The sequence below is a fragment of the Bradyrhizobium sp. ARR65 genome, from assembly GCF_000472385.1.
Classification (GTDB): Bacteria; Pseudomonadota; Alphaproteobacteria; order Rhizobiales; family Xanthobacteraceae; genus Bradyrhizobium.
Map to the genome: position 1 here is coordinate 1 of NZ_AWZU01000021.1, position 14,502 is coordinate 14,502.

The 14,502-nt window shown below is 56.3% G+C and carries 10 protein-coding genes and 4 pseudogenes; 6 read left to right on the forward strand and 8 right to left on the reverse strand.

Features of this window, described 5'->3' with window-relative positions:
- From F758_RS44325 to F758_RS0122210, 4 genes and pseudogenes are all read left to right on the forward strand, one after another.
- Window positions 1-210 (forward strand): annotated as a pseudogene (locus tag F758_RS44325) (IS701 family transposase); the annotation flags it as partial.
- 643 nt (window positions 211-853) lie between these two features.
- Window positions 854-1,735 carry an ABC transporter permease gene (locus F758_RS46585; protein WP_157450101.1) on the forward strand — a complete coding sequence of 294 codons (882 nt, stop codon included), beginning with the start codon at window positions 854-856 and terminating at the stop codon, window positions 1,733-1,735.
- A complete protein-coding gene (locus F758_RS0122205) occupies window positions 1,725-2,525 on the forward strand; it encodes an ABC transporter permease (RefSeq protein WP_084305567.1) in 801 nt (266 codons plus the stop codon). Before F758_RS46585 ends, F758_RS0122205 begins: the two co-directional genes overlap by 11 nt.
- Window positions 2,526-2,537: 12 nt before the next feature.
- Complete coding sequence (locus tag F758_RS0122210) at window positions 2,538-3,632, forward strand: ABC transporter ATP-binding protein (protein WP_024509948.1); 1,095 nt, start codon at window positions 2,538-2,540, stop codon at window positions 3,630-3,632.
- Between the two features lie 1,964 nt (window positions 3,633-5,596).
- Here F758_RS0122210 and F758_RS0122225 read toward each other — a convergent pair.
- The 3 genes from F758_RS0122225 to F758_RS0122235 all read right to left on the reverse strand — a co-directional run bounded on the left by F758_RS0122225 (window position 5,597) and on the right by F758_RS0122235 (window position 9,008).
- Entirely contained in the window at window positions 5,597-6,679 is a 1,083-nt protein-coding gene (locus tag F758_RS0122225) for a threonine aldolase family protein (protein ID WP_035722781.1), read from the reverse strand.
- Between the two features lie 164 nt (window positions 6,680-6,843).
- Window positions 6,844-7,539, reverse strand: coding sequence for an aspartate/glutamate racemase family protein (locus tag F758_RS0122230; RefSeq protein ID WP_024509950.1), 696 nt, complete (start codon window positions 7,537-7,539; stop codon window positions 6,844-6,846).
- A gap of 86 nt (window positions 7,540-7,625) precedes the next feature.
- Window positions 7,626-9,008: an aminotransferase gene (locus F758_RS0122235; protein ID WP_024509951.1), complete on the reverse strand. Its 1,383-nt coding sequence runs from the start codon at window positions 9,006-9,008 to the stop codon at window positions 7,626-7,628.
- A 303-nt stretch (window positions 9,009-9,311) separates the two neighbouring features.
- Between F758_RS0122235 and F758_RS0122240 the strand changes: the two are divergent.
- A pseudogene (locus F758_RS0122240) lies at window positions 9,312-9,656 on the forward strand (helix-turn-helix domain-containing protein); the annotation flags it as partial.
- 78 nt (window positions 9,657-9,734) lie between these two features.
- On the opposite strand, the gene ectB reads toward F758_RS0122240, so the two are convergent.
- Window positions 9,735-11,000 (reverse strand): diaminobutyrate--2-oxoglutarate transaminase, encoded by a 1,266-nt coding sequence (gene ectB, locus F758_RS0122245; RefSeq protein WP_024509953.1) that lies wholly within the window; start codon window positions 10,998-11,000, stop codon window positions 9,735-9,737.
- A gap of 436 nt (window positions 11,001-11,436) precedes the next feature.
- Window positions 11,437-11,761, reverse strand: a pseudogene (locus tag F758_RS0122250) (transposase); the annotation flags it as partial.
- Between the two features lie 872 nt (window positions 11,762-12,633).
- Here F758_RS0122250 and F758_RS49720 point away from each other — a divergent pair.
- Window positions 12,634-13,317 (forward strand): hypothetical protein, encoded by a 684-nt coding sequence (locus tag F758_RS49720; RefSeq protein ID WP_157450103.1) that lies wholly within the window; start codon window positions 12,634-12,636, stop codon window positions 13,315-13,317.
- Between the two features lie 48 nt (window positions 13,318-13,365).
- Here F758_RS49720 and F758_RS47125 read toward each other — a convergent pair whose 3' ends face one another.
- The 3 genes and pseudogenes from F758_RS47125 to F758_RS0122280 all read right to left on the reverse strand — a co-directional run bounded on the left by F758_RS47125 (window position 13,366) and on the right by F758_RS0122280 (window position 14,487).
- The gene (locus F758_RS47125) at window positions 13,366-13,941 is read right to left on the reverse strand and encodes a UPF0149 family protein (protein WP_245286553.1); all 576 of its coding nucleotides are present in this window, start codon (window positions 13,939-13,941) and stop codon (window positions 13,366-13,368) included.
- 50 nt (window positions 13,942-13,991) lie between these two features.
- Window positions 13,992-14,219, reverse strand: a pseudogene (locus tag F758_RS0122275) (transposase domain-containing protein); the annotation flags it as partial.
- 88 nt (window positions 14,220-14,307) lie between these two features.
- Window positions 14,308-14,487 carry a hypothetical protein gene (locus F758_RS0122280; protein WP_035722760.1) on the reverse strand — a complete coding sequence of 60 codons (180 nt, stop codon included), beginning with the start codon at window positions 14,485-14,487 and terminating at the stop codon, window positions 14,308-14,310.
- Window positions 14,488-14,502: the final 15 nt, after the last annotated feature.

Genomic DNA, 14,502 nt, shown 5'->3' on the forward strand with positions numbered 1-14,502 from the left:
GGCCATCGCTGGGCCATCGAGGACAGCTTCGAAACCGCCAAGAACGAGCTCGGCCTTGATCACAACGAAACCCGCTCCTGGCACGGCTGGCATCGCCATGTCTCACTCGTCATGCTTGCCTTTGCCATGATGGCCGTCATCCGTCATNGGGCCAATGCTGAGCCAGCACTCAAAAAAACGCGACGCCGGCGCACCAAACATCGTTCCTGATCCGCTGGTCGATCCAGGAAATNCGGCGCATCGCTATCAAGCTCGCTCAACGGCGCATCTCGATCGACCGTGTTCTCTCATGGTCGCTCTGGCGGCGAGCTCACCAGGCCGACGCTCGCCGCGCTCACCTCAGGCGAAAGCTAGTAGGGGCCCTCGCCGGATGAGTACGCACCTCGCCGCCCGAGCGCAGTAAACTCGCGAACATCGTCGTCAGGCGACGGAAATCCGCCAGCTTGCCCTGAAACTCGGTGAAATCCTGCAAACGCAGCAGCTAAACTACACTCGGCCAAACCACCGCTCTTGTGCGGACGAGCCGCGGAGAGGAGGGCAGCTTTAGAATAGCGGCCAGCTATCCGAGGAACCAGGCTGAATGGCGTTAGCTCGCGAAGAAGGGGCGCCACTCGGTCGGACCCAAGCTCGCCGTAGCACATCAAAAGAAGGGTAGTACGAAAAGAAGGGTAGTACGGGGAGGCTTCGGTATGGTCAAATGGAGTTAAAACTGCCACGACTATGTGTCCGACGTGCCAGAACGGCGTGCGCTAGAGAGGCGCGTCAATCGGGGTTCTATCGCTCCGATCAGACGCACCAATAGCGATTTTCCGTACGCACTAAGTGGAGGCCTACGAACTGTGACAGGTCAATCGTGAAGCAGTCAGTGCTCAACCGCCGAAACGTAAGTGTAGCTGTCTTGTTGGCTCCAATGGTCTTGCTTCTAACTTGTTTTCTGGTCGTTCCGGTGCTCGGCTTGCTGAGATCGAGTTTTCTTCCCGGTAGCGAGTTTCTCGCGGGTAATGGATTCAGCCTGACCCAATACGTGCGCTTTTTTTCTGATTCGTATTACTCATCGGTCTTGATGGAAACTTTTGTAGATGGACTTATTGTTAGCGTTGTCTGTCTTGTAATCGGATTTCCAACTGGATATTCGCTCGCCCGCCTCTCGCCTTCAGCGCGTCGGTGGCGAACGATGATTGTCATTTTGCCGCTGACGCTCAGCCTTGTCGTTGTGGTGTTTGGATGGCTGATCATTCTTGGCCGCAATGGACTCATTAATTCGCTGTTCGTAAGAATCGGTGTTTTCTCCTCGCCGAAAACCCTGCTCTTTAACCGTGTCGCAGTAACAGTTGTCCTTGTTCAGCAGTTCCTTCCATTCATGATCCTGTCTGTCATGAGCGTCGTCACGCAGATCCACCCAGTGCTCGAGCAGGCGGCTGCAAACCTGCGAGCCAACCGCTTCGCTACATTTAGACGGGTTATCGTTCCGCTAGCAATGCCCGGTGTCCTGGTTGGCTTTAATCTTGTGTTCGTTCTGTCTATCTCTGCTTTCATCACGCCCCGTCTCATCGGGGGGGCTCGGGTCGCGATGCTCGGAAGCCTTATCTATGAGCGTATCATGTCAGAACTAAACTGGCCCTCCGGCGCCGCCATGGCCTTTGTTCTATTCGTGAGCGGGCTTGGATTCACTGCTGCGCTCAACGCTTTGGCGGGGTCGCACTTGATCACGAAAGGACGAGGCAATGCGCTCTGATCTCGTTGATCATGTAATGACCGTATTTGGCGCGGTCGTTCGCGGGCTAGTTTACTCGATGCTCGCGCTCCCGGCAATTCTCGTCGTTGCGTCTTCGTTCACCAGCAGCGACACCATGAGTTTTCCTCCGACTGGATTGTCGCTCCGCTGGTACAAAAAGGCATTTGACAGCGAAGTATTCATGAGCGCGCTTTGGACCAGCACGTACGTCGCCGTACTGGTCTCCATTATCGCGCTCGCGATCGGCTTTGCGGCCGCATTCGCGATCAATCGATTTTCCTTCCGGGGAAAGATGTTTTTGCAGGGCCTTGCCTTTTCGCCGCTGATTGTCCCGGCTGTCGTACTCGGGATCGGACTGTTGCAGCTCTTCGCGTGGCTCGACCTGACACAGACGATTTACCCCTTGCTCCTGGGGCATCTCGTTCTTGCGATTCCGTACGTTGTGCGCACGGTGCTGGCGAGCCTTAGCCTGCATGATCAGATGCTCGAGCAGGCGGCCATGAACTTGCGCGCGACCCCCGTGCAAGTCATCAGACGTATTACTCTGCCGCTCATTCTGCCAGGCTTGCTGTCCGCCGCAATCTTCGCTTTTGTGACTTCGTTCGGAAACGTGACCGTTTCCGCATTCCTGACTTACGGTGGGAACGTGACGCTGCCGGTTCAGATCTTCACGTATGTCAATACCAGCTATGATCCAGTTGCTGCCGCTGTATCGACTCTCATGATCATAGTGACATTGGCAGTCATCCTGACAGTTGAGCGGCTCATCGGCGCAGAAAGATTGGCGTAGGAGAGGAGTGGGATGTTGGCATTGTTGCCGGAGTGCGAAAACGTACGAGAAGCTGGCGATTTCGTCGTCGAATTGAAGTCGGTATCAAAACGCTACGGCGAGGTACTCGCAGTCGCAAAAGTGTCTCTCGGTGTGCGCCGCGGCGAATTGCTGTGCCTGCTCGGGCCGTCTGGCTGCGGCAAGACAACAACCCTTCGTATGGTTGCCGGATTTGTAGAGCCAACCTCAGGTACGGTAAGCATCAACGGCGCCGACATGACGCATCAACCGCCCTATCGCCGGGATACGGGCATGGTGTTTCAAAGCTACGCTTTGTTTCCGCATATGACCGTCGCCGAAAACATTGCGTTTGGCCTGGAAAACCTGAAATGGCCACGTGATAAGCGCGAGGCGCGTGTTGAGGAAATGCTCAAGCTAGTCGAGTTGCCTCATTTGGCTCACCGTTTCCCAAGTCAATTATCTGGCGGACAACAACAGCGCATTGCGCTTGCTCGGGCGTTGGCAATGCGACCGGCGGTGCTCCTTCTCGATGAACCATTCTCAAATCTCGACGCGCTGTTACGAGTGCGCATGCGCGAGGAACTGAGAGAAGTCGTGCGTACCGTGAACGTTACGACTCTGTTTGTCACTCATGACCAGGAGGAGGCGCTCACGATGTCGGATCGCATTGTCGTAATGAACGCTGGTCATGTCGAACAGGTCGGCACGCCGGGCGATATTTACGAAGCTCCGTCGACGCCCTTTGTCGCAAGGTTTATCGGCTGGTGTTCTCTGCTCAAAGGAATGGTAGGCCCTGACGGCGCATTTACGTCATCTGCTGAGCTGCGACTCACAGGCAATTGGAGCGCCGGACCGAGCACCGCCGTGATCCGACCGGAGCACATCAAATTGTCTGCTGATAGCGCTGCTGGAAGCTCCCACCAAGCACGCGTTCTTCATGCCCACTACTACGGAGGGGCAACGCGGCTTTTGCTTGACCTCAATGGGGAACACCTGACGATGCAGGAGCGATTTTCGTTTGGCAGCCAGCCGAAGCCGGGCGACGTTGTTGACATTACGATCAATACGCACGAGATCCGGGTCATTCCGGCAGATGAACGCCCCTGATGGTCCAAGCTTGCCTAGAAACTTACCGGTTTAACTTCTACAGCTTCCAATTTGCTAGCCACCGTAACGGAGCAAACACAAGTGCGCTCGCCAGAAGCAGGCGGAGCACCGTCGAGCTCCCCTGACGCGCAGGGCCGAACTGTTATCGCCGGATCCAGGCTCATCTTTTGGACCTCCAAGTGGTATGAGTACCCAGTGAAATCCGCGAAGGGGTCAGTCTGAGTCTGATAGACGTTAAGCAGACGTCTCTTTACGGGTGCTCGCGTTTCCCATTCCAGAAGCGGGTCAATATGCTCAAGGGGCCGCTCCTGCAACCACTCGATGACGCTGGCAAACGCGTACTGAACGGGCTTTCGAATTATTGGTATATCGGAGCCGCGCAACAGCCGACCGCTTCGGAACTCGTGAACGTTCTGTTGTAGCGACCCACGACGATCGAGCAGATCTGCTTTTGGACGCATTATTGGAAACGTGGAGACGCTTTTCGTCGAGGAAGCGCGTCGACGCTGCCACGGGTGGAAGACCTCGTTCGCTGCCCACCCCAAGGGGTTGGACGGCATAAGAACATTTCATCTCTCGTTCGAACGAGCAGCTCATCAATAACATTTGACTGCCTGGATGGCGAGCAGGACCTTGGCGAGGGGCTCAAGACAAGAGTCGGGTTGCCACCAGGGCGCCCGGCTATCGTGGAGGCGATACGAGGTATCCCAAGCGGCCGAACGAAGCCATGCGCAGCCTCGGCAAGTTTATTCATGGACGCTAATGACTGCGCTCAAATTGCAAAACGTGAACTCGAGGTTGTGATCGCTCGTCATTCGTGGCTGACCCGAAGGAAAAGCCCTGCCGAACGGCCGCGCCTGAATCTCCGGGATGGCTTACCGGCTGCAGTATGAACATCGGCTGCCTATGCCCCAGTATCAAAGCGTCGGCGAGTAAAGATATCTTTCCATTGCGGAAGAGATCAACCGACTTCCGTACAGTGACCGCGGAAGTCCGCGCCAAGGTATCGGTGTGCTGCGCTCCGCCCCGAAATGCGACAGGGTCCTTCTGCAAAAGCGACGAGATGGGCTTGATTTCTGCAGGTTGAATACGGTTCAACGCGCCGCACGGAACTTCGCGGGAGCGTTCAACTTGATCAACGCCGCATCGACATACGTCTCAACCAGGTTCGCAGCGTCGCCGAGGTTGTACATTGATTGATGACTAGGCTCGCGAAGGCAAGCGAAATTGCGACCCAAGCCGCAGCTTCCAGATCCGAAGAGGTCGCTTCACCGCAACTTTAGAATCAGGGTTGACAACGTGGCCACATGTCAGGGCAAACACATGTCCATGATTGGCGTAGAAAAACCCGCAGAGTGGTCCCTGCACGCTTGGCGTTCGTGTAGCCGCTTGAATTTTCGCGCCAGACTTGAGGGGCCCGGTTGCTGGTCCGGATTTCCGATAGAGAACGGGCGTATCATTATATAAGCTGCGGTTCAGGTACTTTTCCGACGAGTGGCGAGGATCAATATCAACAATAATTTCAAGGCGCTCGTAACTCGACATAAAGCCGCGTTGGAGGTCGTTCACACAATCGGAAATGGTCCCTTGTGAGCCCATCGGCGACGCTCACGACGCCTCCTTTCTTTTAATTCCTCGAACGGCGTGTGGATCCCAGTGTAGATCTCTAACGATAGTCTGACCGCGCCAACCTGGGCGCTCTTCGATGTACTCGGGGGCAAAGCGCAAATGTTGCTCGGTGGTCGCCTCTCGATCAATATGGTCGAAGAGAGTTCGATCCAAGAAGTCGCGAAACCGGCCAGAAAAAGCAACATATCTGAGGTAATCAACGGTCATGGTATATTGGCCGCTGACAATTCATAACGCGGGCTTGGGATCTTCCCGCACTTCACTTCGTCGCCAACGGGGCCTTGGGCTTTATGAAAAGAAGCCTGCATGACGTCGTTCGGCTGCACGGGATTCGCTTATCCAGCGAAGAACGTAGCTGGGCGAGTCCGATAGATCTCTTCAAATACGTTTATGACCCGTTCGATCGAAGAGGCATCGACATGACGGTGTGTCACAAATCGCAATGCGTGTTTTGAGACGGGCGCCGTCAGCACACCATGATCAGAGAGCACCCTGGTCCATTGCTGGGCGTCAGTGCCACTCGTCTCGACGTGGACCATGACAATGTTGGTCACAACGTCAGCGGGACTAACCAGGTGCGGATCAATTCGGTGCAGGCCATCGGCCAATCTCCGAGCGTTAAGGTGATCGTCAGCCAGGCGGTCGATGGATTGCTCGAGCGCGACGAGACCGCAGGCTGCCAGCAAACCCGCTTGGCGCAAATTGCCGCCGAACATCTTGCGGAAGCCGCGAGCGCGTTCGATGAACGGGCGAGGTCCTGTCAATACCGCTCCAACGGGCGCGCTCAGCCCTTTGGACAGGCAGAACGTGACCGAATCCGCAAAGGCGGCAATGGCGGAAGCGGTGACGCCGAGTGCAATGGCGGCGTTGAAAATGCGCGCGCCGTCCAGGTGTACGGGAACGTCAAGCTGCAAGCTTTTTGAGGAGACAGCTCGCATATGATCGAGCGAAAGAACCGCTCCTCCCATACTGTGCGTCGTTTCCATGCATACGACCGTGGTCCCAAGCGCGTGCGTCGTCACACCTGGTGTCCGCAGGCAGCCGTCGAGCGCATCGAGATCCATTGCTCCCGCTTGTCCCGGCAGCGGCCTTGCGTAGAGCCCGGCGAGCAGCGACAGGCCGCCCATTTCCGAACGAAAGATGTGCGACGACGCTTCGCCGACCACCTCTCCCTTAAAAATGGCGTGCGACAGGATCGCTACGTGATTGCTCATCGTGCCGGATGGCAGAAACAAACCGGCTTCCTTGCCAAGCCGCGCCGCCGCGACTCGTTCGAGCTCCTCCACTGTGGGGTCGTCGCCACGACCATCGTCGCCAAGCTCGGCAGTAACCATGCGGTCAAGCATGGCCCGCGTCGGCTTAGTCACGGTGTCGCTGCGCAGGTCAATCGCCGACTGAGCGTTCGTCAGTGGTTGCATTGGCATTCCAGCGGCCCAGGCATCTCTATCCATGGTTGCGCGCGACCAGTTGTCTCGCATTTGACGGCGGCGCGCCCCGCCTAGAGCGTTGGCCATCTCCGAGAATGACCACGACGCGTTTTTTTGCTTCGTCTCAGCGTACGTTTTGCGGTGCGCTCGGCCTCTCAGGCGGCGGACGTAAACGCCATCCGGCAGAGCGTGTTAACGTCGTAGATCGGCAGCCCCGTGAGACTGCGCATCTCCGCGGCAACCGCTGGAAATCCCGTGCATTCGAACAGGATGGCAGTGATGTCCGGATGTGCAGCGCGAAGTCGCAAGATGCACGCCCTGACATCTTCCTCGATTTCGGCGCTCGTGGTCGGGACCGGCGGACGGCGCATCTCGTTTCGCCATAGAGCGCCGCCTTCAATACCGCCGATCACAATTCTCGCTCGGTCGTCCGGCTTCTCGATCTCGAGCAGATCTTCGCCCAGGTTGGTCGAATCGGCAGTGAGGATCGCGAGTTTGGAAGACCTCGGAAACTGGCGAAGCAATGTCGGCAGGAGCAGCAGGCTCGAAAGCACCACGGGAACAGTTACTGCCGCAGCGACTGCCGCTTGATGCCGAATAAAGAAGCCGCAGTTAGCGCTTATTGCGACAGCGCCTCGTTCAACCAATCGCTTGGCGGCAGCGACACAGGCCGGCTCGAGGGCTGCATCGCCGCGAACGACAGCATCCGCCCAGCCCCCTTCGACTGTTTCCTCGATCACCGGAAAATCGAAGGTCGCCGGGTTCAGCATGTTGCCGAGCCGCGGTTTCGGAGGAGTGGGCCCTCGTTCGAGGTTCATGATTCCGAGTGAGCGCGGCAATTGTGCTTTCATTTGAGGCTCCGACAATCGGTGGAATGTGGTGCTGTGTGGAACGCCGCACGCCGCACCAGGATTATTGGCTCAGGGCTTGCGTTGCTTCAAGCGATGCCCAGCGCCGGAATGCGTTCTATGGTCAGCGTCAAGATGCGCCGCATTCGTTCGATGATCTCGTGGACCTGATCTTCCGTCACGATCAAAGGCGGGCAGAGAGCGAGTGTATCGCCAATGGCGCGCAGTACGAGACCTTGATCATGGGCAATTTGCATCGCTAGAGCACCAACTCGTCCCGGTTCCGAGAACGGACGCTTCGACGACTTGTCAGCAACCAGCTCCAGCGCAGCAAGCAGACCCAACCCGCGCACGTCTCCCACGAACGGCAGTTCGAGGAGCTGCCTAAGTCCATTCTGAAATGGCGCTTCCAGTTTCGCAGCATTGCCGATCAGATCGCGCTCTTCGATAATCTTCAAATTCTCCAATGCAACGGCCGTAACGACAGGATGGGCCGATGCAGTGTATCCATGGCCGAACGTGCCAATCTTGTGGCTATTGTCTGCGACCGCAGTGTAGATCGCTTCGCTGAACAAGACTGCGCCAAGAGGCATATAACTCGACGTGATCTGCTTTGAGACAGTTACGATGTCCGGAGAGAAGCCGTATTTCTTAAACGCGAACGTCGTGCCGAGACGGCCGAAACCGGTGATTACTTCATCGGCGGCCAATAGGATATCGTACTTGCGACAAAGAGCTTCGATGCCGCGCCAATAGCCCTGCGGAGGCGGAAACACGCCGCCGCCACCCATCACAGGTTCGCCTATGAACGCCGCAATCGTTTCCGGCCCCTCCTGTAATATCGTATCTTCAGCTTCGACGAGCAGGCGATCAGTGAACTCGGATTCAGTTTCCCCGTCTTTTGCAAAGCGGTAGTAGTGCGGACAGGTCAGATGAATCACTGGGATGGCGGGCAGGTCGAAGTCCCTATGGTTGGCCGGCAGGCCGGTGAGGCTGCCGGCACCAATGGTTATGCCGTGATAAGCCTTCTGACGAGCCAAAAACTTCTTCTTTCGGGGGCGCCCCAAGGCATTGTTCATGTACCAGACGAGCTTGATCACCGTGTCATTCGCTTCTGATCCGGAATTCGTGTAGAATACTCTTGAAAGGCGGGGGTCGGCCGCCATCTCAATCAGCTTGTCGGATAGGCGGATCGACGGTTCGTGCGATTTGCTGAAGAAGATATGATAGAAAGGCAACTTCTCCATTTGTTTCATTGCCGCTTCAGCTAATCGCTTTTCGCTGAACCCGACTGCAACCGACCACAGTCCGGCCAAGCCCTCAATGTACTGCTTGCCATTAGTGTCGTAGACATAGATTCCCTCGCCCCGCTCCATGATAAGTGGTCCCGTCTTTTCCAGTGCACGAGCGTCCGTAGATGGGTGAAGCGAAGTTGCTAGATCGATTTCGACCAGCGAATTTGATTTCGTCATCTCAAACCTCTGAGGGGTCAATTGAACTGACGGGCGCGGCGATCTTTCGCATTGCAGCGGCTCATGTTGTCGGAACGGGAATCCGGCATGCATCGAAGCGCCCCGGTAGTCCTAGTGGTTAGCTGTTTTTCGAAGCCGGGATGTTAGACTGCGCGAGCGCTTTTATTGTGCTGTTTGAAGGTATTTCCCGCGGATTTCATGCATGATCTCGGGGAAGGGGGCGAAAAGCCCTGATGAGCTGCGGATTTATACAGTTTCTAGGACCCGCTTTCCTTAGAGCGTGAGTCGCAATTCAAGGTCGGGATGATATCCGACGCAAGAGAAGTCCACCTTTCGAGGAACGATCGCAAGGTACTTGAGGCGTGCTGTCGCTCGCCGGTGACGTTGCCGCGCGCTTTGAAGCGGGCGTGGATAGTTCTTTTGGCGGCGGCGGGGCGCCGCACGCGGTCGAAGGAAGTGGGGGTCCAGCCACGGATCGTGAGCCTTTGGCGGCATCGTTATGCCGACCATGGCCTCGAAGGTCTGAAGGACAAGTCGCGGCCTGGCAAGCAGCCGATCTATACGAAGGCGACCGACAAGCGAATTCTGAAGCTGCTGGACAAGCCGCCCCCGGAAGGGTTTGCGCGCTGGACCGGCCCTCTGCTGGCACCGCCGTATCACTCAGCTCTGATTCCGGGTACAAGATCAAAGCAGTGTGAGTCACCATAACCCTAGCCTATTCGGGCTTTAGGCCAAAGATTCTTCATATTCCAGTGTTTCGGTCAACGATTGCTCAAATATTTGAAGCCCTTTATTTAGCGCCTCGACATCGATCGTCAGGGCAGGCAAAAATTTTACGACCTCATCGCCGGATCCGCACTGTTCGATAATAAGTCCCTTATCAAAGGCCTTGAGTCTCGTAGCTTCCGCGATTCCGGCAACTTGGCAGTCAAACCCCAACGCCATGCCCCGTCCTCGAACTGAGAATCCGTTTCCATGCTCGGATGCAATAGTCTCAAGTCGGCTCCGCATAAGTTTTGCCATGCGCTGAACTCTCTGCGAGAACGTCCGGCTCCGCCAATGAATGTTTACAGCTGCGGTTGCAGATACAAGGGCAAGGTTATTTCCTCCAAACGTACTGATGTGTTCTCCCGGCCGCCATGCATCGAGCTCCTCTTTGATCAGCAACATTGATAGCGGCAGACCGTACCCACTTAAGGATTTCGACATTATGACAATATCTGGCGACAACGCTGCGAACTCGAAGCTAAAGAATTCGCCCGTGCGACCGCAGCCCATCTGGACGTCGTCTACTATAAGAAGGGCGCCCGCATCTCTTGCTATAGCCTGAATTGATTGCAACCACTCTTTCCGAGCTACGTTTATACCCCCTTCTACCTGCACAGTTTCAACGAGAACAGCAGCTGGAGGATCAATACCACTGCCCTTGTCCAGGATTGCCTTCCGCAAATAGTTAGCCGTATCAACAGCCGGCCCAAGATAACCATCATAGGGCACGACAGTTGCGCCCGATAAAGAGACGCCGCTGGCTGCGCGATAAAAACTATTACCCCTCGCAGCGGTCGCTCCTAAACTCATGCCGTGATGTCCTTGCGTGAATGAAATGATGTTCTGACGTCCTGTGACTTTGCGTGAGAGCTTTAAAGCTGCCTCAACTGCATCAGCACCGGTTGGCCCCGTGAATTGGAACCGGTATTGTAGCCCTCGCTCCTGAAGTATCACCGAGCTGAAAGTCTCCATAAATTCGATCTTTGCAGGAGTGGTCATGTCAAGACCGTGGACTACGGCATCCGAGGCTAGATACTGAGTAATCGCTGCTTTAATCCGGTGATTGTTGTGGCCGTAGTTTAGAGCTCCAGCGCCGGAGAGGAAGTCAATGAACTCTCTCCCACCTTCCGTTACCATGATGGAGCCCCTCGCTCGACTGAAAATAGCCGGGAGGGAACGTGAGTACGAGCAGACGTTTGATTCTAGATCTTTGACAGCATGCATGTTACCTAGCTCGCTCCTCCTCCCCCTTATAGGCGTCTCTTCCGCGGGTAAGTGGCGCAACAAAGAACCGCGCTTCTCTCCTTCCGTAAGCTGTAAACAACAGGCCGCAATGCGCGCGCATTGTTTGTCGTGCCTTCCAGAATGGCACCACTCGCTTACCTGACAATCCGGAACAATTTAACCTACTACCATTGGCAGGCTGTTGAAAAAGGCGCTCGCTGTCGACCAGCGATCGTGCTTCATTGGCTCGTACGGGATTCGGAGATGGTGCGTGCGCGCCAGCGACAATCGAACGGGCGAGCTGTACACCGTCGCTGACCGGTAGCTTCGGGCCGATTGAGATCGCGGTCCCGCGTGCCCCGGGATTGCCGCACCCGCGGGTTCAGCCCGAAATAGCTCTCACCACGGATAAGATGGACAAGCGATTTCTTAAGTCCGTATCGTCGATGATCCAAGCTTCAATCGGCCCGTGGCCCTCGATGTCCGGCAGTACCATCTCCCGGACCTGGGCCAAAACTTGTTGGTCCGAGCAGTCGCCTTGGCCGACAAAATGCAACAACGATTGATGTTGTGCTGCCGTGCGATCAGGAGCCGTCATCGCCGCCATCGGCTCAACGCTCTTGCGGTCGCAAAACATCATCAGACCGGTGCAGTAATCGCGAAGCGGTTTGGTTCGAGCCGCGTGTCCGGTCACGCTCATTCAAACTATCAATAAACGTCGAAAACCGCGACCCACGGTTCCCCGATTTTGGCAGACCCATCTCAGCCCCTCCGCATGCTGAAAAGTGAGCCTTCCGCGATACTCCGACTCCGTAAAATTGGCGGCCTGTTGAAAAACTCAGCCGCGTTCGCAAACGAAGCCTGAATCGTCGCCGTTGTGTATGTAGAAGTGGCCGATGAGCCTGCCCGCAGATGAGGCCAGCCGTGCCACTCGAGAACAGCGGCAGTGACATGGTACTGATAGCGACTTGGCCGCATTGGAGGTTTCACCTGGCCGATCCCCGACGGTCTGATGCATTTTAGTGCGACCGAGCTTGCGATGTTGGTCGATCGGCTTATCGGCGCGTTTTTCAGCCATGCCATCGGAGCAGCCGACTGCTGTGATGGCAGAAGTGAGTCTTTCGGTGGGTCCTGAGGCGCCCCATCTATCTTTGATCATAGCGACTGGACCGAGGCTCCCGGCCGCAGTCGCTTGCACGACTTAAGGGATAAACGCGAGATCTAAGATCTCGCGTAGCCCCTTGAAGTCACTCGTGAGTCTCATTCGTCCTGTCCACGCCCCCGTCACGATCTTCAGCATCTCGAACACTTGCCCTATTGGACAACCTGCGGGACCATGGCAGCCTTAGTGGCCGCCCTTTGTGCTCTTGGCTGTTGATGAAGGGCATGCTCATAACGGTTACCATCTCATCCAACTAAACACACCCATCATCTGATGCAAACCTGCTACCTAACATCGAATCTGATGTAGCTCAAGAAATCGCCCCAGCAAGTCATAACACGAGCCACGACCGCCTTAAAATATATTTCTCACCAAAGTAGGTAGTGTCTCGCTCCATTTTTGGTGATGTACAGTCAGCTCTCAAGCCGATGTGGTTCTGACGCATGAAAAGGTACCGCAATGACAAGTATAGTGAATCCGTTGCAGGTCTCGCGATTTCTTCGAGCATACGATGATGCAGCTGCTCAGAAAAAAATCAAGATCTCGATAGGATTCGACTTTCATGAGTATGTCTCGGTCACACGGATAACACCAACAAAGGGGCGCACATATCCGAATTTCCGACCGGATCGCTCGGCAATCAAATCAGGCGAAGGATTTTGGGTGCAAGGTGTCGACAAAAATAATGAGGTTGTGCTCTTGTTGGCCGCTCGACTCTATGACCTTTCGCAGAGCAACTTTGCAGAACATCTTGAATCCCTCAGGGCGTTTTACGCTGATCCGACCGTATATGCACATCCTCAGGATTGCTGTACCTGCCTAGCACCAAGCGCGGAGAAGATAACTGGGAAAGTAGCGTACCTCGGGGATCGTTGGCTGCGCAGAGACTTTAGAGGACAGGGCGTGTCCAGGATCCTGGCAGGGATAGCGCGTGGCGTCACCTTTGCCATGTGGGCTCCTGACTTTGTATGTGGACTTGCAGCGCGTCAGCTAATTGAAAAGGGAGGTGTTCATGGATATCCGCATTATGATCAAGCCGGGTGGAAATTGCGGCTGGTGGAAGAAAATATTGTCGACGATGATTGGCTTGTTTGGCAAACTGGCGATGAGTTGAGGAGCCTTTTTGATAGTCACGACAGAAGCGCGCTGAGCTGAGTCTCGTCGTTTTACAGTAACCGGTATGAGCTCCCACGTCTGCAGTGATCAGCGCGCGCGAGCGTAGCGAGTCGGCATCCAGTACTGGCGCATGGCCTCGACGACGTCCGGAATGTCGGCATGAGCGTTGCGCAGGAACTTCTCAGTCTCGCCGCCTGTTCTTGGTGGTCCAAGCAGTGGACGCCCTTGACCGTCGACACAATGCAGCAGGATGGGCAGGAGCAAGCCGTGCTGTATGCTGCTGATGTCGAGCAGCGGGGCCCAGGCCGATAGTCGCAACCGCATGGCGGCATGGAATCCCTGGCACCATGGCCGCGCATCAACGTCGCCATTCGGCTTGCGGCCATGGGCCGGCGCGAACTGATGTGGTGCGGTGGAAAGAACGTTACTGATGTCGTTGTGGCGCAGCGCGACGGCCGAAATCGCGGCGAACTCAGACGTACCGCCATGGTTGAACGCATCGACGTCGACGGCGAGTAGTGGACAGATCCAGTCAGGCGGACTTATCGACACCGGCCCGGCCACGATCGCGGCGACATACCCGTCGAGCACAGGAAGACTGGTGGCGACGGGATGCTGCTTGGCGCGAGCCTTCAGCCAGGCCTCAAGTTCGTCGAGCGGCATCGCGGCTGCCGCCATTGATGACGAAGATGATGATGAACGGCGGCGGCGGCTCATGCGGCCACCCGTGCGCCGAACCTGCGGGCCGCCTTCCAGTTCCAGGCGAGAAGTTCGTGGAGCTGGTGGCTCTTGGTCTGACCGGAGACGATGCGCTCCAGCACATCGGCCAGATACGCCTGCGGATCGAGTTCGTGGAGCTTTGCCGTATTGACCAACGATGCAAGGATTGCCCAGCTCTCGGCGCCACCCTCGCTGCCGCTAAACAATGAGTTGCGCCTCCCATCGCCATCGCGAGGTTATTCTACCCGTGTCGACCAGGAGGTGACCGTCCACTATCGGTGGCACGCTCTCTATGGTCGTCCCGTCAGGCTATTCTATTCGGAGAGGCGCCGTGGGGCTGATGTCGTCCTCGTTGAGGGCGAGCATGGCGCCGGCATAGTCGTCGCGGTGTGGATGCTGGATCCCGCCGCGTGCGCGGCGCTGAGTGTCGGTGAGCCCCGGGTCTCTGTCGCCGCTCTCTGTGATCTCGGCCGGCTTTTGTTGGAACATGGACTGAGGCGACGC